Here is a 24,331-nt window from a genome sequence, read left to right as displayed (position 1 = left end):
AGGGAGAGGGCCTTGATGGATGTGAGTGGTTCAAATACACTGCTTGAGGCACTGGGGATTGAGATTGTGGAATGCAATACGTCACGATGCGTGGCGACAATGCCAGTCGATCACCGAACAAAACAGCCATTTGGATTACTGCACGGAGGAGCATCAGCTGCTCTAGCAGAAACAGTGGCAAGCATGGGTGCTGCTGCTCATTTGGATTTAACGAAGCAGGTTTGTTCAGGTATTGAAATCAATGCCAATCATTTAAAATCTGTACGTGATGGAGTGGTGACAGCTACAGCTGTTCCTGTACATGTAGGACGGCGTACAATGGTATTCCAAATCGATATAAAAGATGATCGAGACCGTCATATCTGTACGTCAAGATGTACACTCGCTGTCATTGATCGCATATAAAAAAGCTCCCGGTGCAGCGGAAGCTTTTTTTAATACCCTTTTATGAACATGCGGGTAAAGTGAACAAGACCTGAATGTCAGGTTCTTCATTTATAAATAAGAGTCTTCTTTTCGTTTAATGACAAAGTTACGGAAACCGCCATAATCATCTTGGACACTTCGTTTGTCCATTTTCACACCAGTGTTGTAAGCGGCTCTTCCGATCAAATGAGCGCCGACTGGTGCGGTCAGAAAGATAAAGACAATCCCAAGCAGGATTTTCGCAGAGATGATCCCTGCAAGAAACCATTCATGAAAGAACACACCAACTAAAATGAGAACAACACCAAGTGTCGATGCTTTTGATGCAGCATGCATACGTGTGTAAACATCCGGCAGGCGAAGGACACCAATGGCTGAAATTAAACAGAGGATGGCGCCAAGCAGAATAAAGAAAATTACGATCGCTTTAGCGATGACGATCATTTTCAATCACTTCCCCTTTCTCAAGGAATTTGGAAAAAGCGACAGTGCCGATAAAGGCAAGAATACCGAGCAGTAAAATAATTTCAAAGAACGTCGTGGTTTTCAGTAAGATAGACACGATGGCTGTCATCCCAATTAAATTGATTCCTATCGCATCAAGCGCACTAACGCGATCAGGGATAGAAGGTCCTTTGATGACCCGTATGACAAAAAGCAAAGTAGACAGCGCAAGAATTCCAAGTGACATTTGCAAGATCAGTTCCATTACTTACCGCTCACCTCCTGAATCGCTTTTTCAAATGATACCCGAATATCGTGGATGGCTTTTTCAGCATCTTCAATATCCATCGCATGAATATATAAAATCGAACGATCATCCGAAATATCGATGACCAGTGTACCAGGTGTTAATGTAATCATATTAGCCAGTATGGTGATTTCCCAATCTGTTTTTAAATCTGTACGAAAGGCGAAAATACCAGGCTTGATCTTAAGCTTTGGAGATAACACCGTCTTAAGTACACTCAAATTGGCAAGAAGCAGCTCTCTGATAAAAATGATGACGAGCTTGAAAATCGCATAAAGGGCATAGCCGTAAAAACGTTGCGGGAAGAATCGCCGTAGCATAAAAATGGCGATCATCCCTAGTGCAAAGCCTGATACAAAGTCTGCAGCTCTGTATGTATCATTCATAAACATCCATGTAAAGGCGAGGAGAGCGTTTAATAATATTTGAAAGGCCATGTTCATCTACTCCTTCAGCACAGCTTGAATATATTTTTCTGGTGTTGAAAGCATTTCCGCAGCTTGATTGATATAAGGTGCAATGAATTCTGTGCCTAATCCAATCGCAAGCGATAAGATAACAAGCAGTACCCCAGGATACACCATTCCTCTAATGGATGGCTTTCTTCTTCGCATATCCTGTTCCTCTCCCCAAAACGCGAGCATGAAAATCCTCATAACAGAATAAAGGACAAGAAGACTGGACAGTAAAACAAGGATAGAGAACGTCATGTACCCAGCAGAAAACCCACCTTCAACAATTTTCAGCTTGCCAACAAATCCACTTAGCGGAGGAATACCCGCAAGTGATAAAGCCGATATGAAGAACATCCAGCCGAGTAGAGGCTGGGATTGAATCAGCCCACCCATTTTTTTCAGATGGTTGGTTCCAGCATACACAAACAGTGCCCCTGCAAGCATAAATAGAGCTCCTTTGATCACCATATCGTGAATGAGGTAATAAATGGCGCCTTGGAGTGATGCCGGTGTATTGGCCGCAATCCCAAACAAAATGACACCAACAGCTGTGACAATGTTATAAATCACAATTTTTTGCACATCAGAATAGGCGATAGAGCCAATGACACCGAATATAACCGTTAGAGCGGCCAGCCAAGCCATTAGTGTATGTGTAAAACCTGTATCATGTATAAAGATGAGCGTAAAGACCCTGGCAATCGCATATAGCCCGACCTTTGTCAGCAGTGCGCCAAACAAAGCTGAAATCGCTGCCGGCGGTGCATGATAAGACCCTGGCAGCCAGAAATAAAGCGGGAAGACCCCAGCTTTTAAGCCAAATACGATCAGGAACAGAATGGCAATCACGGTGATTAACCCTGTTTGCCCAGATTCAGCTATTTTCACACTTAAATCAGCCATGTTCAGTGTGCCTGTGACTGCATATAAACACGCTACGCCAACAATAAATAATGCCGATGAGATAATATTAAACACAATGTATTTCAGTGATTCACGAAGCTGAGGCTTTGAACCACCCAGAACAATGAGCATATAAGATGCCATCAGCAATAATTCAAAGAAGACAAACAGGTTGAAAATATCTCCCGTTAAAAAGGCACCGCTGACGCCAGCTAACAAGAATTGGACACCAGAATAATAGAACAGCCGCTCTCTTTCTTTCCCAATCGTTTGAAAAGAAAAAAGAACTGTGACAAATCCAACAATGGAAGCGGTCAGCACAAGAAGCGCAGCAAACTGATCGGCCACAAGGGCAATGCCAAACGGTGCTTTCCAGCCGCCCAAATAAAGGGTTTGTATGCCGTTTGTGAAAATCGTTTGGACCAAATAGACATTACAGATAATGGCTAAAAGAGATGCAAACACACTAAAGCCTCTCGACAGCATGGTGTTTTTATTCATAAAGATCAATAATGTAGCAGCTAGTAATGGTATTAATATAGGCAGGATCACGAGATTATTCATGCTGATCATTTCCTCTCATTTGATCCATGTCATCTGTTCTCAGCTCTTGGAAGGCACGGAAGGCCATCACGAGCAAAAAGGATGTTACACCAAAAGCAATGACAATGGCTGTTAAAATTAATGCTTGTGGCAATGGATCTACATAGGATGTGAGCCCCTCTTTCAAAATAGGAGGTGCTCCCTTTTTTAAGCCGCCCATTGTTAATAGAAGCAAATGGACGCCGTGACTTAAAACGGCAGTACCGACGATGACCCGCAGAAGGCTTTTTGAAAGCATTAAATAGGTCGCTGCCATAAAAATGATTCCGACGATAATAGACATTAGAAATTCCATTATTCCTTCTCTCCAATCGTTTGAATAATGGTCATGGTGACACCAACAACAACTAAATACACACCGATATCAAACAGGACCGCTGTCGCCAGTTCTGTTTTCCCTAGAAACGGCAGTTGGAAATAATCAAATGCATGGGATAGGAAAGGTGCTCCGAACAGAAAAGATCCCATACCTGTTAGGATGGCAACGAGCAAACCGACACCAGCCACATAAATAAAGTCAAATGGTAAAATGCGTCTGACTGTTTTAAGGTCGTAGGCTAAAAGCAGAAGGACGACAGCACCAGCACTCATCAAACCGCCAATGAATCCTCCGCCAGGATTGTTATGTCCTGCAAGAAATAGGTGAAGTGAGAAAAGCAAGATGATGAATGCTGTAATTTTAGTTGTGACTTGTAAGAGCATATCATTCGTATCAATCTTTCTCATCGCCGTACGCCTCTCTTCCGTTTTCCTTGTGCTTTTACCTTCAATAATCCATAAATACCGAGTGCCGCAATGGCCAGCACTGTAATCTCAAAGAGTGTATCAAAGCCCCTGAAATCGACAAGAATGACATTGACAATATTGTCTCCGCCAGCCAGTTTGTAGCTGTTTTCAATGAAGTACGTTGAAATCGTGTCAAGAGACTGCTGGCTTGTTGAAGCGAAAGCAAGACAGGTGACAACGACTCCAACACCTAATGAGATGATCAAATTTGTTAATTTAAACCTTCGTGTTTTTTGCTTCAGACTCAGCTTTGGCAAATGATAGAAGCAAAGTAAAAACAGCGCGACAGAAATGGTTTCAATAATGAGCTGTGTCAGCGCAAGGTCAGGTGCTCTGAAAATCACGAAGAACAATGACAGCGTGTAGCCCATAACACCTAGCGCAATAATAGCTGTTAAGCGTGAACGAGCAAATACAGTCGTGACTGTCGCTGCGACCATCACAAGTGAAAGGATGGCTTCGTACGTGCCGATTGATGCAGCGTGCTCAGTTTGAAATGAGAAGGCTTGCTTGTAGAACATCACGCTGCCAAGCACGATAATCATAAACCCAAATACATAGACAAGATAGTCACGAAGGAATCCTGTCATATAACTGTTTGTTAGGCGGTAAGCCCCTTTTTCTACACCTATAAGTGAACGATCATATAAAGCGTTAAATGACCATTTTTCCTTAAATATGTTGTACATTGGGCGCCATTTTGACAGCGTTAAATAGCCAATGGTACCGAGCGCAACTACACCAATTGTCATGTAAAGCTCTGGCTGGAATCCATGCCACGCTTCAATTTTTACGGCAAAGCGGCTTCCTGTTTGAATGGCTTCAGGAATGATCGCTTGCATGGCAGGTTCAATGACTGAATAGGCAAGAATATTAGGGAAAAAGAAGAACGTGACCACAAGTGCAGCTAAAATAATTGGCGGGATCAGCATACCAATTGGTGCTTCATGCGGTTTTTTCTCCAATTGATCGACATTCAGACGGCCTCTAAATGTTTTGAAGACGATCATCATACTATAGATGAACGTAAACACACTAGCGAGCCAAGCGATAGCAGGGAAGATAGCCCCCCATGTTGACACATCCGTAAAGCTGATCTCAGAAATCCGGATCATACTTGTGAAAAATAGCTCTTTACTTAAAAACCCATTAAAAGGCGGGAGTCCAGCCATCGAGAATGTACCAATTAACGTAATCGTAAAGGTAATTGGCATGATGGTCATTAATCCACCTAATTTGCGAATATCACGTGTACCTGTTTCGTGATCGATAATCCCTGCTGCCATAAAGAGACTACCTTTAAAGGTTGCGTGGTTAATGAGATGAAAAATAGCAGCAAGAACGGCTGCGCCAAAAAAGGCAGGGTTGTTTTCATGAATGGCAGCTGCGCCTACTCCTAGCATGAGCATAATCATACCGAGTTGACTCACTGTCGAGAAGGCCAGAATGGCTTTCAAATCATTTTGCCGAACGGCGTGGAAAGATCCCCAGAATAGTGTGATAAGTCCGACAATCGAAATGGTCCAAAACCACACCTCTGATATAGCAAAAATCGGACTAAAGCGGGCAACCAGATAAATACCGGCTTTGACCATAGTAGCAGAATGTAGATAACTGCTTACAGGGGTTGGTGCTTCCATAGCATCAGGCAGCCAAATATAAAATGGGAACTGCGCTGATTTCGTGAAGGCTCCTAGTAAAATGAGAACCATCGCAGGGATGAAATAAGGTGATGCCATAATGAGCTGAAGCTGATTGACTGCTTCGCGAATACTGAATGAATCAGTGATCAGGTAAATGAGGATGAAGCCACCAAGCATAGCTAATCCGCCAAACACAGTAATAAGCAGTGATTTGGTTGCTCCGTAACGAGAACGCTCACGCTTATACCAATACCCAATTAAGAGGAAGGAAGAGATACTTGTTAGCTCCCAGAACAAATAAAGTACGACCATGTTGTCAGAGAGGACAACACCGAGCATAGCGGTCATAAACATTAATAAATACGTATAGAAAGAGCCAAGCTGTTCTTTTTCCTTTGATAAGTAGAAAATACTGTACAGTACCACAAGTGCACCAATACCTGTGATGAGTAAAGCAAATAACAGGCTGAGACCATCTACATACACAGTGAAATTCATCCCTAGAGAGGGAATCCATTCAGCTTGTGAGAACAACGTTCGTCCATTCGAGGTGATCTGAAGCATTTGGATGAAATAGGTAAATAAAAGAATAGGCAAGATGAGAACAAACCATCCTGTATGTATACGCCTTACGTATTTAAAGAGAAAAGGGACGACAAAGGCAAGTAAAAAAGGTGATAGGATGGCGAAGTGAATAAGCTGCAAGAAAATGAACCTCCTTTGATCAATATAAATTCACGTTCTAAAGAACTGGTAACTAAAATTATAGCGTAAATACAGACATAGTGCATTGGTTTGAACTGATTTACGGCAAATCGAAATTGTTTTGAGTTCTTTTGACCACAAAAAATATTTTATCAAAAATGAAACTCGTTGTATATTGTTTTGTATTTCGTACATGCTTTTCTTAAAGGAGCTGATCAAATGAAACGAAAGATCGCCATCAGCTTAAGCATATTCTGCACGATTTTAGGAGGAGCATTCTTGATTGAACGAAATGATCAAAAAAGGTGGCAGGCCGGGAGTGAATGGCCGCTATTTTCTGAACATCTCCTCCATATGACCTATCCGCAGGCGAAACAGTATCCTTTTCAGCCTCGGGAGTATATACGAATTGTATTAGCTGATGAATGAGGATGTATGGGAGAAAAGAAATATAAAAAAAGCATGTCCCTTATGAAAGGGACATGCTTTTTGTTTCTTTTTTAAGTAAACATTCTGAGTAAGATTGTTGCGCAAATAACGGTTGCTGCTCCGCCAAGACGTGTAGAGACTTGAGCGAAAGGCATAAGGCCCATTCTTCCAGAAGCTGAAAGAATTGCAACGTCACCAGTACCGCCTAATCCACTGTGACAGCCAGTCACAATTGCAGATTCAACTGGATACATGTTCATGAATTTACCAACAAAGTAACCAGAACCAACCATGCCTAGAACAACAGCAATACATACACATACGAAAGGAATCGAAATAACAGTGGCCACATCATCAAGTGGAATGTATAGAATTCCTAAACCAACCATTAGAGGCCATGTAAAGCTTTTCGATACAAACTTGTAGAACTGCTGTGAGCCGTTTTGCAAATGCTGAGGCATCACGTTTAAGTATTTGATTAATGCAGCAAGAACAATCATTAAGATTGGACCTGGAATATGAACAAAACTTTCTAATAAGCCGCCAAAGATAAAGGTTGTACAAGCAACAAGTACACCTGCACCCATTAAGCTGAAGTCAACTTTAGTATCCATGTCAGGCTGTTCAAAGATTTCATTTGCTTCTTTTGATTTAACAAGTCTTCCGTTCCCGTTTAGTTCAGGACGTTTTTCACCAAGCTTTTTCATTGCGCCAGCACAAATGATGGCAATGACGTTCCCAATGACAGCAGCCGGAATCAATTGAGAAATTAATGACTCTGCTGATACACCAAGAATTTGCGAATAAGCAATTGATAATGGCAATATCCCTTCACCGACACCACCGGCAATAATCGGTACAATGATAAAGAAGAACGAATGATGTGGTGTGTAACCAACTAGAAGACCCACTAGAATTCCAGCAGCTACAGCTGTAATTGTACCTGCAACAAGAGGAACAAACATACGAATAAGGCCTTGTACTAAAACAGTTCGTTGCATCCCAAGAATACTACCTACTACAAGAGCAGATATATAGAAGTATAGGAAGTTCGACGTTTTCATCAGAGACGTAACCGCTTCCAACGAGTTTGGATTCAGAACATGAAAAAAGACCAGGAACGATGGTACGAATAAAGAAAGAATCGCCGGTCCACCAATATCTTTTAAGATTGGAATACGTTGTCCTACATCTCCTAGGAAAATCCCCAAAATCATAATAACAGCGAAACCACCAAGCATATTTGCTGGAATTTTATTAAAATAAGCGGCAGTTAAAATAATCGCTGCAAGTACTATATACACAGGTAGATCAATAACACCAATTTTCCAAGAAAGAATTTTTCGGAAAACGCTTTTATTATTGTCAGAATCGTTTGTAATCGATTTCAATTGTTGTGTATTAGCCACATAAACACCCCCAAATGCTATTTGTCTCAATTGTAGAAGATTCTGTGACACTCATCTATTTATTAAACTAAATTAAGTGTAATAAAAGTAAAATAAACAGGGGTTTTGTCGTTTTTATCATACAAAAATCCCCTGAAGATAGTTTGTCCTTCAGGGGAGTGCTCATACATGGTATTTATTTATCGTTTTCCTTTTAAATAAGGAGTACCAAGTGCTTTTGGAGCGTCTGCTCGTCCAATGAAGCCAGTAAGAGCTAGGATCGTCAGCACATATGGTGCAATGAGCATGTACACGTTCGGGATATCTTGAAACAGCGGAAGCAGAGAGCCAATGATGCTTAAGCTTTGTGCAAATCCAAAGAATAAAGCAGCGCCCATAGCGCCAAATGGGTGCCATTTCCCGAAAACAAGGGCGGCTAACGCAATGAAGCCTTGTCCTGTAATGGTGGCGTGTGAGAAATCAAGAGCGATGGTCGATGCATACACAGCTCCGCCAAGACCGCCAAATAGACCACTAATGAAGACGCCGATATAGCGCATTCGGTATACCTTGATTCCCATTGTATCAGCTGCCATTGGATGCTCTCCGACTGCACGAAGTCGCAAGCCAAACGGCATTTTAAATAAAACAAACCAAGCGACAACCGCAAGAACTAATGCGAGAATGGACGTATAATACACATCTTTAAAGAAAATATCACCAATGATCGGAATGTCACTTAAAAGGGGAATATCTCCTTTATAGAAAGGTTCTGTAATTTTATCCGTTTGTGCTTTGCCATAAATCAGTTTGACAACAAACAGCGTAGCACCAAGGGCAAGCATGTTAATCGCAACACCACTGACCGTTTGATCTGCTCTGAACGTAATAGTGGCCACAGCGTGAATGAGTGAGAACACGCCGCCAATGGCCATACCAACAAGTAGACCGAGCCACGGGGTCAAGGCACCAAACGTATCAGCAAACATTAAGTTAAAAATAATACTAGAAAATGCTCCGACGACCATCAAACCTTCAAGACCGATATTGACGACACCTGATCTTTCTGAAAAGACGCCTCCAAGAGCGGTTAAAATAAGTGGTGCAGCATATACAAGTGTAGCCGGGACGATGATTTCAAGAATTTGCAGAAATCCCACTTATTTTCCCCCCTTTTTCTTCAATTGTTGAATGACAAGACGGATGATATAGCTTGAGGCAACGAAAAGAATAATGATCGCAATCACAATATCAACGACCTCAGTCGGTACGCCAGATTCAAGCGGCATGTTTAAAGCACCGACTTTCAATCCACCAAGCAATAATGCCGCTAAGACGACACCAATAGCTGTGTTTCCGCCTAATAAGGCAACAGCGATTCCGTCAAAACCAACGCCAGTGAATGATCCTTTAATCGAAGCATATTCAAATGTTCCGAGTCCTTCCATCGCACCTGCAAGACCTGCAAAGGCACCAGAAATGAGCATCGCATAAATGATGTTGCGTCGAACGTTCATCCCAGCATAATGAGAGGCCTGCTGGTTCATCCCAACTGCGCGTAATTCAAACCCTTTAGAGGTTTTCTGGATAATAACCCACATGACAACAGCCGCAATAATGGCAACAAAAATCCCATTATGCATTCTAGAGAAATCAGTGATCTGCTCAAAAAAACCAGATCGAAGGGAAGCTGTTGCATCAATTTTTTCTGTTTTATCTTTATTGTTTGTTAAGACATTTGAGATTAAATAATTTGTGACATGAAGGGCAATGTAGTTCATCATGATGGTGACAATGACTTCATGTACGTAAAAACGAGCTTTTAAAAATCCGGGAATAAAGCCCCATAATGCACCAGCAGCAGCTGCTGTGATCAGTGCAAGAGGCAGATGGATATACATAGGTGCATGGACAGTTGTGCCGATCCATACAGCAGCTACCCAGCCAATCAGCATTTGACCTTCTACCCCGATATTAAATAGGCCTGTCCGAAATGCAAAGGCAACAGCAAGTCCTGATAAAATATAAGGAGTGACTTGTCGGATGGTTTCTCCCATATAATATGTTTCACCGAATACGCCATTCCAAAGGGCGCTATAACCTTCGATGACACTATAACCGCTTGCCAGCATAATGATGGCCCCAACGAAAAGACCAAGTACAATGGCTATAAGCGGAATCAGCAGATTTGTTAAGCGATTAGACATTTGCTTCTTTCCCCACTTCCTGTTGCGTACTTCCAGCCATTAACAGACCAAGTTCTTGCTCTGTTGTTTCTTTTGGATCAACAATGGCAATAATGCTGCCTTCGAAAATAACAGCAATCTTATCACTGACATTGATAATTTCATCAAGCTCAAAGGATATGAGCAGAACAGCTTTGCCTGAATCCCTTTGTTCAATCAGACGTTTATGAACAAACTCAATGGCTCCGACATCAAGTCCACGTGTCGGTTGTGCGGCAATTAATAAATCAGGATTTCGGTCAACTTCACGGCCAATAATGGCTTTTTGCTGGTTACCGCCTGATAGCGCACGTGCTTCTGTATATTCACTAGGTGTCCGTACGTCGTATTCAGCAATGATTCGTTTTGCTTTTTGATAAATATTTTTCATATTCATCAAGCCAAACTTCGAATATGGACGCTGATAATACGTTTGTAAGGAAATATTTTCTCCAATTGAAAAGTCAAGGACAAGTCCGTGCTTATGACGGTCTTGAGGAATATGTCCGATACCAGATTCTGTGACCTTACGAGGCGGGAGATTTTGAATGGCTTTCCCGTTTAGCATGATCGTGCCAGATTCGGATTTTTTCAGACCTGTAATGGCTTCAATTAATTCAGATTGACCATTTCCGTCTACACCCGCAATTCCGACAATCTCACCAGCTTTCACTGATAAATTGAGTTGTTTCACGGCTTCAATTCCTCGCGCATCTTTGACAGTGAGATCTTGAATTTGCAAGACTTCTTCAGCAGGGGAGGCTGCTTTTTTGTCTGTTTTAAATGAGACTTCGCGGCCGACCATTAAACTGGCAAGCTCGTCTTTGTTTGTGTGTTCCACATCAAGTGTACGAATACCTTGCCCTTTTCGGATAATGGTCACGCGATGACAGGCATCCATAATTTCTTTTAGCTTGTGGGTAATTAATATAATGGATTTGCCTTCATTAATTAAGTTTTTCATAATTTGTATGAGTTCTTTTATTTCTTGAGGTGTTAAGACGGCTGTTGGTTCGTCGAAGATCAAGATGTCAGCGCCGCGGTATAGTGTTTTTAAGATTTCTGCTCGCTGCTGCATACCGACTGAGATGTCAGATACTTTAGCGGCAGGGTCTATTTTCAGTCCATAACGGTCAGAAAGTTCCTGCACTTGCTGAATGGCTTGTTCTTTGTCAATCTTTCCAAATTTCTTTGGCTCTTTTCCTAAAATGATGTTTTCAGCCACAGTAAATGTATCAACTAGCATAAAATGCTGATGGACCATTCCAATGCCTAAATCACTTGCATCATTTGGACTAGAGATTGTAACCGGTTTTCCGTGTACCTTGATTTCACCTTTTTCAGGCTGATACAGTCCGAAAAGCACGTTCATGAGCGTTGATTTTCCAGCGCCGTTTTCACCAAGCAGCGCATGAATTTCGCCCTTTTTTAGCTGCAGCGTAATGTTATCATTTGCTACAATGCCAGGGAATTCTTTGCGTATATTCAACATTTCAATGACATAATCCACAGGTTTAACCGCTCCTTTTTTAGGGTGCTGATGAAGATAAAAACTAGCAAAAGAAAAGCTGCAAAACAAGGCTGCAGCTTTTCTTTTACCACCTTTTACGAATAAAGAGGAGGTAAAGGAGAGGCAAGGGGATAAGGCGCGCTTATCCCGATGCACAAATTAAGCTTTAAAATCTTTTAGTTCATCACGTGTTGCAGGGATTTTCACTTCACCCTTGATGATTTTTTGTTTCCATTCTTCGACTTTCTTCAATACATCTTTATCAAGATTCTCTTGAGATGGAGAGATGTCAACGCCGCCTTCTTTCAGACCGTAAGTGATCACTTCGCCACCAGGGAATTTACCTTCTTTTGCTTTTGTTGTTAAGTCTTGTACCGCTGTGTCTACTTTCTTAATCATAGAAGTAAGAGTGACACTTTGTTTTGTTCCAGGTACTTTACCTTCATCATACTGGTCTTTATCAACACCAATGACCCACACTTTGCGGTCAGGATCAGCTTTTTTCAGGTTTTTCGCTTCTGTGAAGACACCAGTTCCAGTTCCGCCTGCTGCGTGGTAAATGACGTCAACGCCAGATTTGTACATACTTTCAGCTGTTGCTTTACCGATGTCTGCTTTATCGAATGCCCCAGCATATTTCACTTCAACTTTTGCTTTTGGATTAGCTGCTTCAACGCCTGCACGGAAACCAACTTCGAATTTTCTGATTAATTCAGAATCAACGCCGCCAACAAAACCAATTTTGTTTGATTTTGTAGAAAGAGCCGCTGCAACACCTACAAGGAATGAACCTTCGTTTTCGTTAAATGTAATGCTTGCTACGTTGTCTTTTTTTACAACTGCATCAACGATGGCAAAGTGGTTTTTCTTACGTTGATTCGCAATTTCAGTAATAGAATCTTGCATTAAGAAACCAATTCCGTAAATCAAATCAAATTTCTCACGAGCAAGTGTGTTTAAGTTTGTTGTATAGTCAGCGTCTGATTTAGATTGTAAGTAATCAAAGCCGTTTTTACCTTTTGTTAAATTGTTGTCTTTCCCAAATGCTTGTAAACCTTCCCAAGCAGATTGGTTAAACGATTTGTCATCGACACCACCGACATCAGTTACCATTGCAACAGTGAATTGATCTTTATCTTTTTTGTTTTCACCGCTGTTTGAGCCAGAGTTGCCGCATGCTCCAAGGATGGTTCCTGCTGCTACGACTAAGGACAATGCAAGTCCAATTTTGCGCTTCTTCAAAACATAACCCCCTATAAAATTTAAAAGTTTCAGAAAAGTCTCGCGAAAAAAGACCGACTCTTGCCTTCTCCTATCCTTCTGAAAAGGGTATTTTATCCTGCATTCTTTTAAAATTGATGGAAACAGGAGAGAAGATGTAAGACATCAGACTTATATCTCGTTGAACTAATCAATCATAATTTATCATTTCCCATCGAATAAATAAATAGAAATTTGTTTTATTTTTAAAAAAATGTTAAAAGGCTAAATTCGATGTCTTTTTATGTGCTGAAATATGATATAATGCCGCTTTTATGATGTGCTCTACTACAGTGAAACCGCTGATATCAAGGGGTTTGTGACATCGTATGCCATAAAAAAACATCTGGCCTTTGTGAAAGGTCAGATGTGTCAAATTAAAGATATTGCTGTATCAAATTCATGTTGCTTGTATTCAGTTTATATTGGAAAACAGGGCGGCCGATTGTCCCGTATGCCATCTCCACATCAACCACTTCGATATCCTCAAGAAATTTCAAGTATTTTCTAATCGAAACTTGGGAGATTTCTGTATGATTGGCTAGGTCTTCGGTCGTGAAAGCCTGCTGACCGAATGATTGAATGCTTGTCCAGATGAGTTTGAGTGTGCTCTTCGTTAAGCCTTTTGGCAGCAGGACTTTTTCCGCCTCTGCTTTTTTATGAAAAAGCTTCGCGTCTAAATCATTTTGAGAGATGCTGTTCATCGTTTGGTATAGGGCATGTTTTCTTTTATATTCTGCCAGTGCTGATTGGAAGCGTTCGAACTCAAAAGGTTTGATTAAATAGTCGACAGCTCCGTTTCGCATCGTTTGCTGTACGACATCCACTTCATTTGCAGCTGAAATGACGATGACGTCAACGGAATGATTTTGCTCACGAATTTCTGATAATAGGGCGAGCCCATTTTGTCCAGGCATATAAATATCAAGCAATACAAGGTGAATGATTTCTGATTTTAAGATGTCTAGTGCCTTCTGAAATGAGGTGGCAATCCCTTTTAATTCAAAACCTTCTATTTGGGTCAAGTAGCGTTTATTCAGCTCCCCGACCATTGGGTCATCTTCTACGATCAACACATTAATCATGTGAATCCTCCTTTTGTTTATATGGAATACGGAGACTAAAGGTCGTTCCTTCTCCTTTTTCGCTTGTGACGATCATATGTCCGTTCAGTTTTTTGATGCTTTGGTCAACAAAGTAAAGGCCAAATCCTCTGTCTTCTCCTTTTGTTGAAAAGCCCTGATCAAACATGATGTCCTGTTCTTCTTTTGTCAGACCGACACCTGTGTCTGTAATTTCAATATGAAGCTGCTCTTGGACATATCTGAATGAGATGGAGATATTTTTGTTCTCTGTATGGGAAACGGCATCGAGTGCGTTATTTAACAGATTACCGATGACCGTAATAAGGTCATGTGTGACTGCTGGGTCCTCCGAGTTTGGTACCTGTGTACTGCAATTGACTTCTAAAGCTGCGCCTTGTTCTCTGATATAGCTTTGTTTTCCTAGTAAAAACCCGGCTAAGACTGAGTTTTTCACATGGTTGATGATTTCATTTGTTTCTGTCTGCTGATAAATTGCAATATCTTTAATATAGGTGCCAAGGTCATCATAGTTCTTTAGCTGGACCAATCCTAAAATGACATGGAGCTTGTTCATAAATTCGTGTGACTGGGCACGAAGTGCATTGGCATACATCTTCACCCCGCTCAGCTGCTCAGCCAGGTGTTTGACTTCTGTTTTGTCACGGAAGGTTGCGATCGCTCCGACAATTTCCCCTTTTACCGTAATCGGCACCTCATTAAAGACCAGCTCCAGTCCGTTCATTCTGACATCGCGATCAAGCAGCGGTTTCCGTGTTTCGATTACTTGCTTTAAGCCGCTTGAAGGAAGAAGGGCCTGTACATCTTGTTCTCTAGGGTCAACCATAATGCCCATATTATGAAAAAGACGTTTAGCTTCTGCATTTGCCAGCTTGATTTTACCGTGCTGATCGACGGCAAGAATGCCTTCTTTTGTTGATTCTAGCATAGCGCTTCGTTCTTTTAATAATGTGGCAATTTCATCTGGCTCTAGTCCAAACATAATCTTCTTTACTTTACGTGCCACAATGAGTGCACCGATAATGCCAGATAAAAGGCTTAGCGATGTGACAAAGTAGAGCGGGAGCAGGCTTTGATGAATAATTAAATCAATTTCCTTTAATGTAATCCCAACTGCCACAGCCCCGAGCTGCTTGCCATCTTGGTTATAAACAGGAACAAAGGCACGCATGGACTTGCCAAGTGTTCCAGATGCGGTACTAATATGTTCTTTACCCTGTAATGCCGGTTTTTCATCACCGCCAGCAAACCGCTTCCCAATCTTTTGCGGATTCGGATGTGTTTTGCGGATACCGTTCATATCCATGACGACAACGAATTCGGTTTTGGTAATACGCTGAACACTTGTTGTATATTTTCGCAGTGCTGTATATGATTGATCTTTTTCCAATGATTTTGCTGTGATCGGAGCCTCTGCGACCATTTTGGCAGTGGAGAGGGCGATATCACGTTCCTGCTGATGAATATTTTTGGCTGTTTCTGACCAGATCGTAAAGAATGTGATACAGAGGGAGATCAGGACAACAATACAGACAAAGATCGTCAGCCGTGTTTGCAGTCTTAAAGTTTTTTTCACGAGTATACCCCTAACGCGCAATTTTTTCGTAATAGTAATACTTTAACGGGAAAATGTAAGTTTGTGAAGGAATGTACGTGCAAAATCACAAATTTGATTTAGATTCCAGTTTACTTGGAAAGCATCTTGTCAATCCGTTTTAAGTGAGCCATAATAAAAATGAGCTTATGAGAAAGGATCTATTTATGAAAAATACATATTTGACTGGATATTTTCCGCTGATTTCAATTTTGCTATTCAGCTCTGCCTTTTCTATTTTTACAGTAGGTATCACGACTGACTTCTTGACCCAAGCAGGGATTTTAAAAGGAATGCTGGAATTTTTCTCTGAACAGGGCATTCGTCTTGCTTTATTTGCCGCATTTGCACTTGTTTATTTTATGATTTTATCTGCTTTAAAACTCATTGCAGATACGGTGTTAGAGTTGGCGCTGCTCTTTTTTGCAAAGGACCCTGAAGGGGAGAACTTAAAGAAAATTCGGATTGCATCGGTTGTCTATTTGTTTGCCAGCTTACTTGCATTTCTATTGACGCAGCAGCTCATTTTGCTTGTTGGGCTTTTTGTTTTAGCAAGTCTCGTCTATTTTATCTGGGTTGTGGTACGCATTTATCAATCACTTTCCATGCTGAATTTAATTGGGTTTATGATGTTTAATCTGCTGTTTTGGGCCACGTTTTTGATCGGCATTTTGTACTTATTTATTAAGCTTTATAACAGTGTGATGGCGAGTCTGCCAGCTTAATCAGACGAAAGAAAGCATCCTCCGATGATGGAGGATGCTTTTTTTATGGAAGAAACCGCTTCTGAATATCAGGTGTAGGCATCATACAGGATGTTTTTTGACCAAACCATTTGTAGCGATTCTTTGCAATGAGTTGATAAAACCAGTCACGGATTGGTCGAGGGATCGCGAGGAGTAAATAGCTCCATCTGTATATCCCTTTTAAATGGCGCGCCGCTTTTAAGATGCCTGTTGACTTCATATAAAGGGTCCCATTTTCAATATAAATGAATGAATTGAACTCATCTAAAGGCAAGCCGTTTTCTTTTAAAATACGCTGCCCTGTATCTGATTGTAAAGAAGCAAACATCATCCGCTCATTCGGGTCGCGCTTGATGATAAACTGAACAGCACCACTGCACACGTTGCAGACACCGTCAAATAAAATGAAGTGAGAGGGTTGTGTTGAATGCATCGCAATCAAACCTCCTGTTTATCTAGCGTATTGCATAGTTTGTTTCCAAATACGTAAGTGCGGACTTGAACTATAAATAGATTCAACGGTTCCTCTATCTCTTCCTACCCATACACCCATTGTGTATTGATCTGTCAGGCCAACAAACCAAATGTCTTTGTAGTCATTGGATGTGCCTGTTTTTCCCCCAATGTAAGGAGAATTGAAATTCGCCTTTTTCCCTGTTCCACTTTTCACAACAGAGGCAAGTAGCTTGCGCATTGTTTCATTTGTACGCTGAGAATAGATTTGCTTCGGCGACTCTTTCCACTTGTAAAGGGTTTTGCCGTTTAAGTCTGTGACCTTTGTAATGGAGTGATTTCGCGTATAGGCACCTTGATTGCCAAACACGGTATATGCATCGGTTATTTCTAGCGGCGAGAAGCCTTTTGTAAATCCTCCAAGTGCAGAAGGGAGGCGGTAATCATCTGCGACAATATGTTCGAATGAGAACTTTTCTAAATAGCTGAAGCCTTTTTTGACACCGACTGTATCAAGCATACGAATCGCTGGTGTATTGTAAGAGTTCTTAAAGGCTGTTTCAAGTGTTACAGTTCCATACGTTTTATGATTATAGTTTTGCGGGCAATATCCGCTACTGCAAAACTTGCCGGCACTGATTTTACTTGATGCCGTGGCACCGGTTTGATCAATATAAGGGCCATAATCTAACAGCGGCTTAATTGCGGAACCTGGTTGTCTTTGCGCTTGATAGGCGTAGTTGAAATCAAACTTTTTATAATTCTTCCCGCCAGCAAGTGCGACGATTTGATGGGTTTGGTGGTTAATGACTGCTGAACCGCCTTCCACACCTTGATAAGGCAATTGTGCATTGAGCTGATAAACCGCTCTTTGTTGTAAGGAAGGGTCTAGTGCTGTATAAATCTTCACACCATCTTGAAGCAATGCACTGACCTTTTCTGATAATTCTTTTTGAATTGCCTTTTTTGCGCCAGCTGTTTTGGCTTTTTTCAATCGTTTTGTAAAGCCTTCCTGATCAGACACCAGATCGGTAAATTCTTCATTGGCGTAGGTCACATAGTCAGGGTAAAGATTTTTCTTTTCACTTAAGGACAAGCTGATTTTTTCTTTCACTGCTTTTTTGAATTGCTTCTTCGTAATGACACCATCTTTTTCTAAAATACCAAGCAGCCGTTCCTGGCGTTTCTTTGTATGTTTGAATTTTTTCAATGGGTCATACAGCGTAGGGTTGTTAGGAATCGCAGAAATAAATGCCATCTGTGCAAGTGTCAAAGAACTAAGCGGCTTATCAAAATAGTAATTAGCCGCAGAACCGACACCGTAAACCCCGTTACTGAAATAAATCGTATTTAAATAGCTTTCGAGTATTTCCTCTTTTGTGAATTTTCGCTCGAGCTCATAGGAATAGAGCAGTTCTGTAAACTTTCGGCTGAATGAACGTTCATGACTTAAATATAAATTACGGGATAACTGTTGTGTGATGGTGCTAGCGCCTTGGCTAATGCCATGGTTTTTCACATTTGCGGCAAGGGCACGAATCACGCCCATAAAGTCAATGCCTTTATGGTCATAAAAGTTGCGGTCCTCTGATCGGAGGAACAGCTCCTTGACGGAATCAGGAATTTTATCGTACTTCACGAAAACACGGTTCTCATCGTTTGATACGATCTCAGAGATAAGAGAACCATCTCGATCATACATATAACTGTTTTGGGAAAAGTCTACCTTTTCCAGCTTGATTTTTTGATCAAGCACTTCGTTAACAGGTTTTACACTTGCGGCTTCTTCCTTTGATAGATAAAAAGTCAGAACAAATAATGGAATGAGGGCAGCAAGTAATAACCATCCAATGATTGCACGAAACATGAGGTCACTCACTTTCTTCGGATTTCTAGCCATATCGTACCATTCTTTTGCGATTACGAGAAGGTTATTTTTAGAAAAGAATAGACGTGAAGTCTAGTAAACAAGGCATTTAGACAGAAGAAAAGAGTATCTGATGATGGATCAGACACTCCTCTCTTTTGACTTTGATTGTGAGCGGACCGCCCATAAAAATAATGCCCCGAAAAGGAAAATGCCGGCGGTGACATAAAAGACAGCTGGAATTCCGTAATGACTCGCCACAATGCCGCCTATAACGGGTCCGACGACATTTCCAAGAAAGCGGAAGCTGACATTGTAACCAAGCACTTCCCCTTGCATAGAGGCAGGCGCTTTGATGCGAATATAGGCAGTCGTACAAGGAATGATGCCGCCTAGTGCCATCCCGTATAAGAAACGGAAGATGACTAACATCCCGTAGGAATCTGCCATCGCTTGCGGGATAAATAAAATGGAGGAGAGGATGAGAAGGGCGAGCAGCACCTTATCGTGACCAATACGATCTCCAAGGTCTCCCCATTTCCGTGTAAACAGCAAATTGCCAAGCCCCGTTGCAGAAAACGCCAGCCCTGCATAAAAGGCAAGATTGACGGGGCCGTGTAAATCATGAATGTACAAGGCTAAAAGCGGCTGAATACTAAAGTTCCCGACTTGCGTAATAAATGTGAGAAGCATGGTGACGACAAGTAAAGGCTGTTTGAAAATATGGACAAGGACGTCCTTCCGTGAGTAAGAAACCCGTTTTGCTTCTTTTGAACGGATCGGCTGTTCTTTCACACCGAAGATAATGACAATCGCTGACACATATATGACAGCAGCTGTTAAGAAAAATGTATAAATGAATCCGACACTGTCTGCCATAAATCCACCCATTAATGGACCGAATAACCCTCCGGCGACATTACTCATCTGCATCGTACCGAGGGTCTTACCGGCTGTTGCCTTTTCGGTCTGTGCAGAAATCAGTGCCATCGAAGTCGAAATAAAGCCTGTCACAAGCCCCATGAAAAGCCTTAACGCAAATAGTTGATAAACGGTTTGAACAAGCCCCATTAATAAAATGCTTGTTGCAATCCCAATACCGTTAATGAGCAAAATCTTTTTATAGCCATGCCGGTCACCAATCCGTCCCCAAATTGGAGAAATGAGAAAGGCTGTTAAAAACGTAACCCCAAAGACATAGCCGCTCCATCTTTGAACAAATTCATTCGAATAACTGCTATCAAGAGACTCTATGTAAAGTGATAAAAAAGGGACGATCATTGTAATGCTGGCAGATACAAAAAAGTTCACAAACCACATGATGTACAAGTTTTTCTTCCTGTTTGTGATAAAGACCACCTTCTTTATTTATTTCGTGTTCCTTAATAATTATAAAGGAAAATAAACGATCTTTCATCTGATGAATAGGTTGGGCATAGTGAATCTGCATTATTTTCACGAAAATGAAGTGATTTCAAAGTCCGTCTTAATATAATAGTAGCAGGATGGAAAACAGACGAGAAAGTGGGGTGAGACTGATGGAACAGAAGACGCTGCTTGTGGTCGATTTTGAATTTACGATGCCTGATGGGAAATATCATCCGCAAAATTTTTTCCCGGAAATCATTGAAGCCGGTGTCGTCAAAGCATCAAATGAAACGATCATAGACACATTCTCAAGCTATGTCAAACCGAAAAAGTTCCCGAAGCTGACAAAGCGCTGTAAATCGTTCCTTGGCATTACGCAGCAGGATGTAGAAAGCGGGATTTCTTTTGAGGCGTTTATCGAGAAGCTCGTGTCACTCGATGGGGGAGAAGACTGTGAGATTATCACATGGGGAAATATGGACATGAAGGTACTGAAGCAAAACTGTATGCTCAATCATATTGGTTTTCCTTTTAAGGGGAATCAAAGGGATCTGGCTTTTGAATATAAAACCTTTTTTGGGGATAGAACACTCACAGGACTTCGGAAAGCAGCTAAGGAGTACGGCAGTGAAGGAGCTGGTAAGCATCATAAAGCACTCGATGATGCCATGACCACTTATCAGCTGTTCACCCTTTTTGAAAAAGATCGATCCTATGTGGAAAATCCGCAAACAACCAAAATTGGTGAACTCATTGACTTCTCTCACTTTTTTGATTCGGCAGATTAGCGGGCGTCTTCTGGAAAATAATCTTTTTCAAGAGAAGAGAGGCACGCTCTTGATTTTTCAGCCCACTTGGAATCATCCGCACTGAGCCCTTTTTTCAATTTGTCTACGGCGTCTTTCAGCGATACTTGATAATCAGGTATGTCGCCATCATAAGGCTTGACCATATGATGAGGGATATTCGTCTGTTCCCTAAAGGCCAAAGCCCGTCTTTCCTGAAAAAAAGGTACGTCCGCTTCTTTTGGATGATGCAGGTCACCTTGAGTGGGGTGTGTTAAAACCGCTTTTACTTGAACGAGATAAGTAGATGGTTTAACGGCTGTCACTTCCCCAATGTAAACACCTGTTTTGTAAAAACCTTTCACGATTTGTCCAATCTGAATGTCTGTCATATGAAATTCCTCCATTTCCTTCGCATAAGAAGGTATTTCCTTTCTTTTAGCCAATATAGTGAAGTAAACGAGCAAAAGGGGGAAGAGCGAATCATGTCGTTCATCATATTCTTTCTACTGTATTTTCCTGAAGATAAAAGGGAGTATATCCCTGCGGCAATCACGACGGTGCTTTTCTTTGCTGCTGCATTTATTTGCTTTCGTCTGATCGTTCGTGCTTCTAAGAAGCAGGAGCAGATCGATGAAAAAAGGACAAAAAAAATGGATTGATCATTTTCTTCTTGTATCTTCAGGAAACTTCACGGTGACTGTTGTACCAGACTGCAATGAGCTTTTGAAACGAATGGTTCCATGATGATTTTCAATGATGGAAAATGTTACTGTCAGCCCAAGCCCTGTTCCTTTATTTTTCAATGTGTAATAGGGTTCACCAAGCTTTTTCATTTGGCTTTCTGACATGCCTACACCGTTATCAACGAAATAAAGGCAGATTCGATGATTTTCTTTTGAAGCAAACAGTTCGATTTTACCTTCGTGTTCGGGCGCTGCTTCAATTGCATTTTTGATTAAATTAATCATGACTTGTTTGATTTTCGTTTCATCACCTTGGATGTATAAGTCTGGTTCAATCGATTGATGAATCGTGACCGACTTAAAATTCGCATAGGATGTCATCAGCGACGCACACTCTTCAAGTAATTTAGATAAATTGAGAGACTCAATTTGATAATAATTTTGTTTCGCAATATCAAGATAGCTCGTAATAATATCCTGCGCACGGTCAAGTTCAGATAAAACGAGATTTTTATAATCTTTATTGGTTGACGGCTCTTTCGTATTGTCACTTGAAAAGAGCAGTTGGATAAATCCTCTCACCACCGTCAGTGGATTGCGGACTTCATGGGCGACACTTGCTGCAAGTTCACTCACAATCGTCAGTTTCTCTGATTGGACAAGCTGTGTTCTCATTTGCGCATTCTCTTTCACAAACTCAATGGAATAAATACTCAGCACAAGAAAGAATATGTAGTAAAGAGTTGAGAAAAATAATTCAAGCAGCTTTTGCTGCATAATGAATGCAGGGCTGTACTCTATTAAGCTGACCACAAGCAGTCCAATGTAAATAAACATCCCTTTTGATAACGCAATCATGACTCCGTATAACAGCTTTCTCTGCTTAGAATATTGGCGCCATTTCCGGTAAAGCAGGAAAGGAATGAAAAAGTAAATCGGTACAACAATCAATCCAATCCATAAAAAAGAGCCATACATCACGAACTTTACGGTTGAACTAACTAAGATAGCGACGATTCCGGCGGTATATCCCCCGTATAAAATAGCCAGTACAAGGGGAATCGATTGAAGCCCAGTCTGCAAATCTAAAATCGAACCAACTGGATACATAATACATAGTGCTGATGAAATGGATGCAAATATGGTGATGAGCAGTTTATTCGTTTTAGGGAAATGAGCAGGGGTCCGGCTTAGCCATAGTGCATGATATAAAAAGATTGGAAATAGAATAAAAGATACATGGAGCAGAAAATCCTTGAACATTTCCATTTAAATGCTCTCCTCGTAAATAATTGTAATTCCTCTCATTATATCATTTCATGTACAAAGTAGATATGATAATAGGAGGGTTTTTTTCTTTAAAAAGAACACCCGTTAGGATGTTCTTTTGATAGAAATGGTTTTATTCGGATGATTGAGTGAATGCTTGGTGAAGGCGCTTCAGACCTTCTTTCACTGTTCCGGCAGGACAGCCTAGATTCATTCGAATAAAGCCGTCTCCTTCGTGCCCATATACGTTTCCGAGCTCTAGTATGACCTTGCCTTTTTTCAGCAGATTACGTTTCAATTCTGCTTGAGTGAGCTCATAATCACGAATATCCAGCCACAATAGATAAGAAGCATCTGGTTTCATATAACGCATGCTCGGCAGATAATCATCAATATAATCCATTGCGATCTTCATATTATTTTCGAGATAAAGAACAAGTGAATCAAGCCACTCATCTCCGTGGCGATAGGCCGCCTCCATGGCAGGAATCGCAAAGGCATTCAGTTTAGACAATCCATTTCTTTGCACTTCATTGGTGAAAAGAGTTCTTTTTTCTTCATCAGAAATGATAATGGCAGATGCCTGAAGACCAGCTAAATTAAATGTTTTACTCGGTGCAATACACGTTACCGTGATGTTAGCTATCTCATCAGAAAGGCTGGCAAAAGGCACATGCGGCTGCCCGTAAAGCATCAGATCGGAATGAATTTCATCTGACACGACGGTGACACCGTACTGTACACATAAATCTCCTACACGCTTTAATTCCTCTTTTGACCAAGCTCTCCCTGAAGGATTATGCGGATGACAAAGAAACATCAGCTTTGCTTCTGGCCTGCTTAATTTCTTCTCTAAATCATCAAAATCCATCATGTAACGGTTGTTTTCTATTTTTAAAGGGTTGGTTGAGACGATACGTCCGTTTCTTTCAATCATTTGATAGAAGGGCGTATACACCGGTGACTGAATGACCACTTCATCATTCGGAGCTGTAAAGGCTTGTACCGCAAAACTAAGTGCTGTCACGATACCTGGTGTGAAGGTGACGGCATCTGTTTGTATCGTCCAACCGTGTCTTCTTTTGACCCAGTCAGCTACTGCTTGCTGCGTATCCTGATCCTGAAATGCATAGCCGAATACGCCGTGATCTAATCGTTCTTTTAAAGCATCAAGCACGACTTGGGGCGCTTTAAAATCCATATCTGCTACCCACATTGGCAGCGCATCTGTTGTCAGGAATAAAGACTCTGCTTGATCCCATTTGACTGATTTTGAACCTTTACGTATGATCTGTTCGTCGAAATTCATGAAACCCACCTCTAGCCGTTTTTCAACCATTCTTGGTTGTGCTAAAATAAACATCACAAAATTTATT

The 24,331-nt window shown here is 41.2% G+C and carries 25 protein-coding genes; 5 read left to right on the top strand and 20 right to left on the bottom strand.

Annotated features, from left to right (window positions below):
- Positions 1-15: 15 nt before the first annotated feature.
- A complete protein-coding gene (locus FBF75_RS05660) occupies positions 16-405 on the top strand; it encodes a hotdog fold thioesterase (protein WP_017358943.1) in 390 nt (129 codons plus the stop codon).
- Positions 406-495: 90 nt separating this feature from the next.
- Here the strand turns inward: FBF75_RS05660 and mnhG are convergent, their stop codons facing one another.
- Genes mnhG through FBF75_RS05625 form a run of 7 tightly spaced genes read right to left on the bottom strand, consistent with a single transcriptional unit; the run spans position 496 to position 6,272 of the window.
- Positions 496-870 (bottom strand): monovalent cation/H(+) antiporter subunit G, encoded by a 375-nt coding sequence (mnhG, locus tag FBF75_RS05655; RefSeq protein WP_003213369.1) that lies wholly within the window; start codon positions 868-870, stop codon positions 496-498.
- A complete protein-coding gene (locus FBF75_RS05650; protein ID WP_008345849.1) occupies positions 854-1,135 on the bottom strand; it encodes a Na(+)/H(+) antiporter subunit F1 in 282 nt (93 codons plus the stop codon). Before FBF75_RS05650 ends, mnhG begins: the two co-directional genes overlap by 17 nt.
- Positions 1,135-1,614, bottom strand: coding sequence for a Na+/H+ antiporter subunit E (locus FBF75_RS05645; protein ID WP_008345848.1), 480 nt, complete (start codon positions 1,612-1,614; stop codon positions 1,135-1,137). Before FBF75_RS05645 ends, FBF75_RS05650 begins: the two co-directional genes overlap by 1 nt.
- A gap of 6 nt (positions 1,615-1,620) precedes the next feature.
- Positions 1,621-3,099, bottom strand: coding sequence for a Na+/H+ antiporter subunit D (locus FBF75_RS05640; RefSeq protein ID WP_025207904.1), 1,479 nt, complete (start codon positions 3,097-3,099; stop codon positions 1,621-1,623).
- Positions 3,092-3,433, bottom strand: a complete 342-nt coding sequence (locus FBF75_RS05635) for a Na(+)/H(+) antiporter subunit C (RefSeq protein ID WP_003213576.1) — start codon at positions 3,431-3,433, stop codon at positions 3,092-3,094. Before FBF75_RS05635 ends, FBF75_RS05640 begins: the two co-directional genes overlap by 8 nt.
- A complete protein-coding gene (locus FBF75_RS05630) occupies positions 3,433-3,864 on the bottom strand; it encodes a Na(+)/H(+) antiporter subunit B (RefSeq protein ID WP_008345843.1) in 432 nt (143 codons plus the stop codon). The genes FBF75_RS05635 and FBF75_RS05630 overlap by 1 nt, the downstream gene beginning before the upstream one ends.
- Entirely contained in the window at positions 3,861-6,272 is a 2,412-nt protein-coding gene (locus FBF75_RS05625) for a Na+/H+ antiporter subunit A (RefSeq protein ID WP_136944515.1), read from the bottom strand. The genes FBF75_RS05630 and FBF75_RS05625 overlap by 4 nt, the downstream gene beginning before the upstream one ends.
- A gap of 219 nt (positions 6,273-6,491) precedes the next feature.
- Here FBF75_RS05625 and FBF75_RS05620 point away from each other — a divergent pair, with 219 nt between their 5' ends.
- Positions 6,492-6,701 (top strand): hypothetical protein, encoded by a 210-nt coding sequence (locus tag FBF75_RS05620; protein WP_017358947.1) that lies wholly within the window; start codon positions 6,492-6,494, stop codon positions 6,699-6,701.
- Positions 6,702-6,772: 71 nt separating this feature from the next.
- Here the strand turns inward: FBF75_RS05620 and FBF75_RS05615 are convergent, their stop codons facing one another.
- From FBF75_RS05615 to malK, 7 genes are all read right to left on the bottom strand, one after another.
- Positions 6,773-8,110 (bottom strand): 2-hydroxycarboxylate transporter family protein, encoded by a 1,338-nt coding sequence (locus FBF75_RS05615; protein WP_017367956.1) that lies wholly within the window; start codon positions 8,108-8,110, stop codon positions 6,773-6,775.
- A gap of 179 nt (positions 8,111-8,289) precedes the next feature.
- On the bottom strand, positions 8,290-9,249 hold the full coding sequence (locus tag FBF75_RS05610) for an ABC transporter permease (RefSeq protein ID WP_008345835.1): 960 nt from the start codon (positions 9,247-9,249) through the stop codon (positions 8,290-8,292).
- Positions 9,250-10,296: an ABC transporter permease gene (locus FBF75_RS05605; RefSeq protein WP_017367955.1), complete on the bottom strand. Its 1,047-nt coding sequence runs from the start codon at positions 10,294-10,296 to the stop codon at positions 9,250-9,252.
- Complete coding sequence (locus FBF75_RS05600; protein ID WP_008345830.1) at positions 10,289-11,824, bottom strand: ABC transporter ATP-binding protein; 1,536 nt, start codon at positions 11,822-11,824, stop codon at positions 10,289-10,291. The genes FBF75_RS05605 and FBF75_RS05600 overlap by 8 nt, the downstream gene beginning before the upstream one ends.
- Before the next feature lie 159 nt (positions 11,825-11,983).
- Positions 11,984-13,066, bottom strand: coding sequence for a BMP family lipoprotein (locus FBF75_RS05595; RefSeq protein WP_008345828.1), 1,083 nt, complete (start codon positions 13,064-13,066; stop codon positions 11,984-11,986).
- A gap of 395 nt (positions 13,067-13,461) precedes the next feature.
- A complete protein-coding gene (locus FBF75_RS05590) occupies positions 13,462-14,169 on the bottom strand; it encodes a response regulator (protein WP_008345826.1) in 708 nt (235 codons plus the stop codon).
- The gene (gene malK / locus FBF75_RS05585) at positions 14,162-15,763 is read right to left on the bottom strand and encodes a malate sensor histidine kinase MalK (protein ID WP_017367953.1); all 1,602 of its coding nucleotides are present in this window, start codon (positions 15,761-15,763) and stop codon (positions 14,162-14,164) included. The genes FBF75_RS05590 and malK overlap by 8 nt, the downstream gene beginning before the upstream one ends.
- A 185-nt stretch (positions 15,764-15,948) precedes the next feature.
- Between malK and FBF75_RS05580 the strand changes: the two genes are divergently transcribed.
- Entirely contained in the window at positions 15,949-16,506 is a 558-nt protein-coding gene (locus FBF75_RS05580; RefSeq protein ID WP_017367952.1) for a YufK family protein, read from the top strand.
- Positions 16,507-16,549: 43 nt separating this feature from the next.
- On the opposite strand, the gene FBF75_RS05575 is transcribed toward FBF75_RS05580, so the two are convergent.
- The 3 genes from FBF75_RS05575 to FBF75_RS05565 form a co-directional block, all read right to left on the bottom strand.
- Complete coding sequence (locus FBF75_RS05575) at positions 16,550-16,960, bottom strand: thiol-disulfide oxidoreductase DCC family protein (protein ID WP_017358953.1); 411 nt, start codon at positions 16,958-16,960, stop codon at positions 16,550-16,552.
- Between the two features lie 18 nt (positions 16,961-16,978).
- On the bottom strand, positions 16,979-18,880 hold the full coding sequence (locus tag FBF75_RS05570; protein WP_017367951.1) for a transglycosylase domain-containing protein: 1,902 nt from the start codon (positions 18,878-18,880) through the stop codon (positions 16,979-16,981).
- A gap of 108 nt (positions 18,881-18,988) precedes the next feature.
- Positions 18,989-20,167 (bottom strand): MFS transporter, encoded by a 1,179-nt coding sequence (locus tag FBF75_RS05565; protein WP_241698631.1) that lies wholly within the window; start codon positions 20,165-20,167, stop codon positions 18,989-18,991.
- 218 nt (positions 20,168-20,385) lie between these two features.
- Here FBF75_RS05565 and kapD point away from each other — a divergent pair, with 218 nt between their 5' ends.
- On the top strand, positions 20,386-21,003 hold the full coding sequence (gene kapD, locus FBF75_RS05560; protein WP_008345814.1) for a 3'-5' exonuclease KapD: 618 nt from the start codon (positions 20,386-20,388) through the stop codon (positions 21,001-21,003).
- Here the strand turns inward: kapD and kapB are convergent.
- Positions 21,000-21,392 carry a kinase-associated lipoprotein KapB gene (kapB, locus tag FBF75_RS05555; protein WP_017358956.1) on the bottom strand — a complete coding sequence of 131 codons (393 nt, stop codon included), beginning with the start codon at positions 21,390-21,392 and terminating at the stop codon, positions 21,000-21,002. The genes kapD and kapB overlap by 4 nt on opposite strands.
- Before the next feature lie 93 nt (positions 21,393-21,485).
- Here kapB and FBF75_RS19630 point away from each other — a divergent pair, with 93 nt between their 5' ends.
- On the top strand, positions 21,486-21,662 hold the full coding sequence (locus tag FBF75_RS19630; protein WP_008345810.1) for a hypothetical protein: 177 nt from the start codon (positions 21,486-21,488) through the stop codon (positions 21,660-21,662).
- Here the strand turns inward: FBF75_RS19630 and FBF75_RS05550 are convergent, their stop codons facing one another.
- Complete coding sequence (locus FBF75_RS05550) at positions 21,663-22,955, bottom strand: sensor histidine kinase (RefSeq protein ID WP_136944514.1); 1,293 nt, start codon at positions 22,953-22,955, stop codon at positions 21,663-21,665.
- Positions 22,956-23,088: 133 nt separating this feature from the next.
- Positions 23,089-24,264: a MalY/PatB family protein gene (locus FBF75_RS05545; RefSeq protein WP_025207896.1), complete on the bottom strand. Its 1,176-nt coding sequence runs from the start codon at positions 24,262-24,264 to the stop codon at positions 23,089-23,091.
- Between the last annotated feature and the right edge of the window lie 67 nt (positions 24,265-24,331).

The organism is Bacillus sp. S2(2019) (assembly GCF_005144805.1).
Taxonomy (GTDB): Bacteria; Bacillota; Bacilli; order Bacillales; family Bacillaceae; genus Bacillus; species Bacillus altitudinis.
Note: the sequence above shows the minus strand (reverse complement) of the source record. Positions and strands in the feature narration are given on the sequence as shown.